The sequence below is a fragment of the Streptomyces sp. McG3 genome, assembly GCF_018619185.1.
In the GTDB taxonomy this organism is placed as follows: domain Bacteria; phylum Actinomycetota; class Actinomycetes; order Streptomycetales; family Streptomycetaceae; genus Streptomyces.
The window spans coordinates 1-7,458 of sequence record NZ_JAAXYC010000358.1 but is presented as its reverse complement, the minus strand read 5'-3'; the positions used below and the strand labels follow the sequence as shown (position 1 = coordinate 7,458).

The following is a 7,458-nucleotide window of genomic DNA, read 5'->3' as shown; positions in this document are numbered from 1 at the left end:
GCCCCGGGGGCCGCCGCGTGCTTCCCCCGCGGGCCCTCCCCCTCCGTGTCCTGGTGCCGGTCGTCGACGGCCGCCTGTCGCCGGCGGACCGCCTCCACCGTCCGGCGGGTCTCCTGGAGCGCCGCGTTGCGCGTGAGGTTCATCAGGGCCTCGTCCGCGCGCCGGTACGACTCGGGGGTCGGTGTGGACCGCGCGGGCAGCAGCTCCTTGGGCGCGGCGGCCTCGATGGCGAGCTGCCTGCGGCCCTCCAGCGCGCTGGCCCGCTCGGTCTCGGCGTTGGCGTAGCGGCGCAGCAGTCCGGCGTGCTCCCCGCGCAGCCCCGCGAGCTCGACGCGCTTGCGGCGGAGCTTGGTCTCCAGACGGGTACGCAGCTCGCGCGACTCCTCCAGATCCTGCTCCAGCTCGGCTATCCGCTCCTCGGCCCGCCACTCGTCACGGGTGCGTGCCCGCGACAGCTCGGCGACCTGCAGCCCCGCGGCCCGGTCCCAGCTGCGCATCAGATACGCGCCGGTCAGGGCGGCGGCGGCCACGGCGGCCACCAGGCCGCGCAGAGAGAGGGGTTCGGCGAGGAACCAGGCGCCGGCGGCACCGACGACCGACACTCCCGCCACCACGGAGGGCGGCAGGATTCTGTGAAGGGGCGGCGAATGGCGGTGGCGTCCACGTGGCATGGCCTGAAATTTACCGTGTGTACGCGCCACTTGGGGGCCGCTCGGCAATCTGTTCCCCGCCGGTTACCTCGCGGCCCCCGAAATGTCCTCGGCCCGAGCCCTACTTCTTGATCAGACCCTTCGACTCCAGATACTCCTTGGCCACGTCGGCCGGCTTCGCGCGCTCGGCGTCGACCTTGCGGTTCAGCTCCGCGAGATCCTCCGTGGTGAGCGTGTCGGTGAGCTTTCCGAGCGCGTCGGCGATCTCCGGGGCGCCCGCGTCCTTGGCATTGAGGACCGGCAGGACGTTGTCGGCGTTCTGCAGCTTCTTGTCGTCCTCCAGGAAGACCAGCCCGTCCAGCACCGCGTCCGTGGTGGTCGTCAGGACCAGCTCGACCTTGCCGTCGCGGACGGCCTGCTTGGACTGCGGGGTGCCGACGCCCTTGGGGTCGATACCGGTGACGTCGATGCCGTACGTCTTCTTCAGACCGGGTGCGCAGAAGGGCCGCACCTCGCACTCGTCGCCCGCCGCGATCTTCACCTTGAGCTTCGACTTTCCAAGATCGGAAAGGCTCGTGAGCTTGTTCTTCTCGGCGAATTCCTTCGAGACCGCGAAAGCGTTCTGGTCGACGGCCTTCCCGGCCGGGAGCACCTTGAGGCCCAGCGGGCCCGCGAGCTTCTCCAGCGCGGCCACCGTGGCGTCGGCGTCGCCGGAGGCGAGGGGGGTGCTCTGGGCCTTCTCCGCCCCGTTCACCTTGGCGTTGAGGAATTCGGTGATCGTCGCGGCGTATTCGGGGACGACGTCGATCTCACCCTTCTCCAGCGAGGGCTCGTACAGCTCGCGGTTCTTCACCGTGGTGACCGAGGTGCCGTACCCGGCGTCGCCGAGGATCTGCGCGTACAGCTCGGCGAGCACCTTGGACTCGGTGAACGAGGCCGAGCCGACGACGAGGGAGCCCTTCTCGCTGTCGCCGCCCGAGGAGCTGGAGCCCTTCTCCTTCTCCAGGCTGTCGCCGCCGCAGGCCGCCAGCGACCCTGCCAGCGCCACCATGCCGATGACCGCTCCGGCTATCCGCGAGGTTCTGCTCATGTCTGTTCTCCGTCCGAACCGAAAAAAGGTGACCACAGTGAAGTTGGGGGGCCGCCCGGCCCGTCACGCGGTCCGGCGGCGGCGCAGCGGTGACAGCAGCCGGTCCAGGCCCACGAGCACCCCTTCCACCAGCAGGGCGAGTCCGGCGACCAGGACGGCGCCCGCGAAGACCTGCGCGGTGTCGTAGGTGTTGAACCCGGCGGTGATGATCCGGCCGAGACCGCCGAGGCCCACCATCGCGGCGATCGACGCGGTGGCCACGACCTGCACGGCGGCCGACCGCAGCCCGGTCATGATCATCGGGTAGGCGAGCGGCAGCTCGACCCGGACGAAGAGCTGCCCGCCCGACATCCCCATGCCGCGCGCGGCCTCCACCACGGCCCGGTCCACCTCCCGCATCCCGACATAGGCGTTGGTCAGCAGCGGCGGCACCGCGAACAGCACCAGCGCGATGATCGTGGGCCAGTAACCCGAGTTGCGCAGGGGCGTGACCATGAACAGGGCGAGCACCGCGAAGACCGGGACGGCCCGCCCCACGTTGGAGATGTTCACCGCGAGCGCACCGCCCCTGCCGATGTGCCCCAGATACAGGGCGAGCGGCAGGGCGATCGCGCAGGCCACCGCGAGGGCGACCCCGCTCACGTACAGATGCTCGCCGAGCCGGTGCGCGGCCCCGCCGTCGCCCGACCAGTTGGCCCCGGTCGTCAGCCAGGTCCAGGCATCGCCGATGACTCCCACGGGTCAGCCCGCCTCCACCTTCGCCGGGGCGGGGAGGCCCGCCGGTCCGCCCGGTCCGTCCGGGTCGGTGCGCCTGCCCCCGGTCGTCCCGGCCGTCCGGGGCGTCCCGGATATCCGGGTCCAGGGCGTCAGCAGCCGCTGGAGGCCGAGCAGCAGCAGGTCCGCCGCCACCGCGAGCAGCACGCACAGGACCGAGGCGGCGAGCACCTGGGCCTTGAAGAAGCTGGGCAGCGCGTCCTCGATGAGGTTGCCGAGGCCGCCCTTGCCGACGAGCGAGCCGACCGTGGTCAGCGCGACCGTCGACACGGTGGCTATCCGCAGCCCCGCCATCACCGCGGGCAGCGCCAGCGGGAGCTCCACCTCCCACAGCAGCCGCCCCGGCCCGTATCCCATGCCGCGGGCGGCGTCCCGGGCCTCCTCGGGCACCGCTTCGAGCCCGGCCAGGATGTTGCGTACGAGGATGGTCAGCGAATAGAGCACCAGGCCCGTGACGACGAGCGCGGCCGACAGCCCGAACAGGGGCAGCAGCAGCGAGAACATCGCCAGCGAGGGCACGGTGTAGAGCACGGTCGTCAGCCCGAGCACGGGCCCGGCGAAACGCCGGCCCCGGCGGGCGAGCAGCGCCAGCGGAAAGGCGACCGCGAGCCCGATCAGCACCGAGACCACCGTGATCCCGATGTGCTGCACGGTCGCGTCGGTCAACTCCTGGCTGCGGGAGCGCAGATACTCCCCGCAGATCCAGTCGTTCGTCACCAGGCAGTTCTGCTCGGCCATCCGCCCCCCACCTCCTGCTTTCGCTCGTCGCCCGGAATCACGCCCGGATCACTCAGGGTCCTCTCCCGGATCGCCCCGGATCGAACTGATGACTGGCGAGCCTATCCTCGACCACTGACAATCGCGGAGGCTGTCGCATTCCGGCAACATGCCCTTCACAGAACGCCCTCCACAATGGGGAACCATGATCCGTTTCGAGCACGTCACCAAGCGTTACGCGGACGGCACCACCGCCGTCGACGACCTTTCCTTCGAGGTCGCCGAGGGTGAACTGGTCACGCTCGTCGGACCTTCCGGTTGCGGCAAGACGACCACCATGAAGATGGTGAACCGGCTGATCGAACCGACCGAGGGCGGGATATTCCTCGACGGGGACGACATATCCACCATCGACCCCGTCCAGCTGCGCCGCCGAATCGGCTACGTGATCCAGCAGGTGGGGCTCTTCCCGCACAAGACAGTGCTGGAGAACACCGCGACCGTTCCCCATCTGCTGGGCTGGAAGCGCGGAAAGGGACGCGAACGCGCCGCCGAACTCCTCGACCTCGTCGGACTCGACCCTTCCGTCTATGGCGACCGCTATCCGGAACAGCTTTCCGGCGGCCAGCGCCAACGCGTGGGCGTGGCCCGCGCATTGGCCGCCGATCCGCCTGTTCTCCTGATGGACGAGCCTTTCGGGGCGGTCGATCCGGTCGTCCGCGAACGCCTCCAGAACGAATTCCTGAAACTCCAGGCCCAGGTGCGCAAGACCGTGCTGTTCGTCACGCACGACATCGAGGAGGCCGTCCGCCTGGGCGACCGGATCGCCGTCTACGGCCAGGGCCGCATCGAGCAGTTCGACTCCCCCGCCACCGTGCTCGGAGCCCCCGCGACCCCGTACGTGGCCGAATTCGTCGGCGCGGACCGCGGGCTCAAGCGGCTCTCGGTGACGCCCATCGAGGAGAGCGACCTCGACCAGCCTCCGGTCGTCCACCTCGACGACCCGCTGGCCACGGCCACCGAACGGCTGAGGTCCCAGGGCGCGCGCTGGGCGGTCGTCCTGGACGACCGGAACAACCTCCACGGCTGGCTTCCCGCCGACGCCACGGCCGGCCCGGCGACCGGCGGCGCACCGGCCACCACCCAGGGCACCGTCCGCGAACACGCCCGCCGGATGGAGGCCTGGCTCCCGCTCGGGGCACCCCTCAAGCAGGCCTTCGCCACCATGCTCCAGCACGACGCGGGCTGGATCGCCGTCATCGACAAGGAGAGCGAGGGCCGCTTCCTCGGCGTGCTGACCCCCGCCCGCCTGCACGAGGCCCTGCGCCGCTCCATCGACGCGGACGCCCAGGACGTACCGCGCGCCGAGGTCGCCGTGGAGACGGTCGCGACGATCACGCGGGCCGGCTGACCCGGGGGCGGCGGCCGCCCGCCTCAGTTCTCGCTGAGCCGGGCGCTCAGCCACTCCAGGGCCGGCGGGATCTCCCGCCGCCAGGTCGTGAAGTTGTGCCCGCCGCTGTCGAGCACGATGGAGGACACCTTCGCGGGCGCCTTCACCTTCTCGATGAACTCCATCGTGCTCCCGAGGTTGTCCTCGCCCTCCAGGGACGTCGTCACGTCGTCACCAGGAAAGAACCGCCGGACGGCGGCCGGTTCTCCAGGGTCCACATCAGGTCGGCGCGGTCGCGCACGTCCTCGTTCCCGTGGAACAGGTCGCCCGTCGTCGGGTCCTCGGCCGCCTTGTGGTACGCAGAGAGCCCGGCGCTGGCCGCGTACCGCTCCGGGTGGTGCAGCCCGATCTTCAGCGCGCAGTAGCCGCCGGTCGAGTTGCCGATGATGCCCCAGTTGCGGGCCTTCGACCCGACCCGGTAGGTCCCCGAGATCGCCTCCGGGAGGTCCTTCGCGAAGAACGTCTCGGTCCGCGGGCCCCCGGGGACGTCCACGCACTCGGTGTCCCGGGGCGGCGCGACGGTCGGCCGCAGCATCCCGCCCGGCACGTCCGGGTGCTGGGTGCCGATCCGCGTCATGTGCCGCGCACCGGACCCGTTCCCCGCGTGGTCGGTGACCACACCGAGTTCCTGCTGCCGGCCGAAGAGGTCGGCCCAGGAACCGTAGAAGAGGAAGGCGTTGTTGGCGGCCGGCCCCACCGCCGCGAACAGCGTCAACTGGGTCGCCGGCAACAGCCCGACCCGGCCCGACACCGCGGCGGCCCCGGGCCGGGCCAGCCGCGGCCAGAGCCCGACCGTGGCGGCGAACAGCGCGACGGCGACCGCCGCCACGACCGCCAGAACTGCGGAGCTGGTGAGACCCATGAGCGTGCTTTCTCCGTGATTCCTTACGCGGCCCGGATACGGGAAATTTCCGGAATGTGGGTGAACCCGCGCTCCCCGACCCACGTCCTAGAGGGCGCACATCGTCCGTGGGGCTCCAGCCGGCGGACTCAAGGGAATCTCTCGCGAAGCCACGGGAAGCGATGTCTGTCACGCTAGATGGGGATAATTCGGTGTCGGTTCCGCAGCGCGTACGCCGGTTGCTCCGCGGGCCGCGCCCCGAATCCGTACCGGCGCTCGTCGGTACCGCCTGCACCGTCGTCGGGCTGATCGACGTCGCCGCCGGGGTCTTCCCCCGCTTCCGGCACAGCAGGATGCACACGCTCGCCGAGGTGCTCCCCGGGGCGCTCGGCCCGTTCGCCGCCGCGCTCTCGCTCAGCGCGGGCATGCTGCTGCTCCTGCTCGCGCACGGGCTGAAGCGGCACAAGCGGCGGGCCTGGCGCGCGGCGGTGATCCTGCTGCCCGCGGGGGCCGTGGCCCAGTTCGCGTACCGCCACTCGATCGTCGGGGTGCTCGTCCCGCTGGCGCTCTGCTGGCTGCTGGTGCGCCACCGGGACCAGTTCCGGGCACTGCCCGACCCCCGCAGCCGCTGGCGCGCGCTCGCCAACTTCGTGCTGCTCGGGGCCGGTTCGCTGGGACTCGGGCTGGTCATCGTCAGCGTCCACCCCGGCCGGGTCGTCGGCGACCCGTCCATCGCCGACCGCCTCCAGCACGTGCTGTACGGCCTGTTCGGCGTCGAGGGGCCCGTCGGCTACGCCGGGCGCACCAGCTGGACCGTGGCCTACTCGCTGGGCGCGCTCGGCCTGCTCACCGCCGTCACCACCATCTACCTCGCCTTCCGCCCCGAACACCCGGCCGCCCGCCTCACCGAGGACGACGAGATCCGGCTGCGGGCCCTCCTGGAGCGGCACGGCGGCCGGGACTCGCTCGGCCACTTCGCGCTCCGCCGCGACAAGGGCGTCGTCTTCTCCCCCAGCGGCAAGGCCGCCGTCTGCTACCGGGTCGTCTCCGGGGTGATGCTGGCCGGCGGCGACCCCATCGGCGACGTGGAGGCCTGGCCGGGCGCGATCGAACGCTTCATGGACGAGGCGCAGGCGCACGCGTGGACCCCCGCCGTGATGGGCTGCAGCGAGACCGGCGGCCAGGTGTGGACCCGCGAGACCGGCCTCACCGCCCTGGAACTGGGCGACGAGGCGGTGGTGGACGTGGCGGATTTCTCCCTCGCCGGACGGGCCATGCGGAACGTGCGCCAGATGGTCAAGCGCATCGAACGGAATGGCTACGAGACCCGGGTCCGGCGGGCACGTGACATCGGCGACACCGAGTTGGACCGGATCCGGCGCGCCGCCGCCGACTGGCGCGGCACCGACACCGAACGCGGCTTCTCCATGGCGCTGGGCCGGATCGGCGACCCGGCCGACGGCGACTGCGTCATCGCCACCGCCCACCTGACCGGCTCCGGTACGGAGGGCTCCCCTCACGGCGACCTGAAGGCGGTCCTCCACTTCGTCCCCTGGGGGCTCGACGGGATGTCCCTGGAGCTGATGCGCCGCGACCGCTCGGCCGACCCCGGCATGAACGAGCTCCTGATCGTCGCCTCCCTCCAGGCCGCCGAGAAGCTCGGCGTCGCCCGGGTCTCGCTGAACTTCGCGATGTTCCGTTCCGCGCTGGCCCGCGGCGAGCGGCTCGGCGCGGGACCGGTGCTGCGCTGCTGGCGGGGGCTGCTGATCTTCCTCTCCCGCTGGTTCCAGATCGAGTCGCTGTACAAGTTCAACGCCAAGTTCAAGCCCCGCTGGGAGCCCCGCTTCGTGGTCTTCCGCACCAGCCGCGACCTGCCCCGCATCGGGATCGCCGCCATGCGGGCGGAGGGCTTCGTGAACCTCTCGCTGCCCCGCCC

5 protein-coding genes and 2 pseudogenes are annotated in these 7,458 nt (G+C 71.4%); 2 read left to right on the top strand and 5 right to left on the bottom strand.

Annotated features, from left to right (window positions below; translation table 11 throughout):
* The 4 genes and pseudogenes from HET64_RS34080 to HET64_RS34065 form a co-directional block, all read right to left on the bottom strand.
* Positions 1-671: pseudogene (locus HET64_RS34080) on the bottom strand (hypothetical protein); the annotation flags it as partial.
* A 100-nt stretch (positions 672-771) separates the two neighbouring features.
* Positions 772-1,740, bottom strand: a complete 969-nt coding sequence (locus HET64_RS34075; RefSeq protein ID WP_215111118.1) for an ABC transporter substrate-binding protein — start codon at positions 1,738-1,740, stop codon at positions 772-774.
* A gap of 63 nt (positions 1,741-1,803) precedes the next feature.
* Complete coding sequence (locus tag HET64_RS34070; protein WP_056700383.1) at positions 1,804-2,478, bottom strand: ABC transporter permease; 675 nt, start codon at positions 2,476-2,478, stop codon at positions 1,804-1,806.
* Positions 2,479-2,481: 3 nt separating this feature from the next.
* Entirely contained in the window at positions 2,482-3,252 is a 771-nt protein-coding gene (locus HET64_RS34065; RefSeq protein WP_215111117.1) for an ABC transporter permease, read from the bottom strand.
* 184 nt (positions 3,253-3,436) lie between these two features.
* Here HET64_RS34065 and HET64_RS34060 point away from each other — a divergent pair, with 184 nt between their 5' ends.
* Positions 3,437-4,642, top strand: coding sequence for an ABC transporter ATP-binding protein (locus HET64_RS34060; protein ID WP_215111116.1), 1,206 nt, complete (start codon positions 3,437-3,439; stop codon positions 4,640-4,642).
* Between the two features lie 23 nt (positions 4,643-4,665).
* Here HET64_RS34060 and HET64_RS34055 read toward each other — a convergent pair.
* Positions 4,666-5,543, bottom strand: a pseudogene (locus tag HET64_RS34055) (alpha/beta hydrolase-fold protein).
* Positions 5,544-5,704: 161 nt separating this feature from the next.
* Here HET64_RS34055 and HET64_RS34050 point away from each other — a divergent pair.
* On the top strand, positions 5,705-7,458 hold a 1,754-nt coding region (locus HET64_RS34050; protein ID WP_215111115.1), incomplete at its 3' end, for a phosphatidylglycerol lysyltransferase domain-containing protein.

Coding starts and splice junctions, on each gene's coding strand:
- HET64_RS34060 (WP_215111116.1), top strand. CDS start 3,437: ATGATCCGTTTCGAGCACGTCACCAAGCGTTACGCGGACGGCACCACC.
- HET64_RS34075 (WP_215111118.1), bottom strand. CDS start 1,740: ATGAGCAGAACCTCGCGGATAGCCGGAGCGGTCATCGGCATGGTGGCG.
- HET64_RS34065 (WP_215111117.1), bottom strand. CDS start 3,252: ATGGCCGAGCAGAACTGCCTGGTGACGAACGACTGGATCTGCGGGGAG.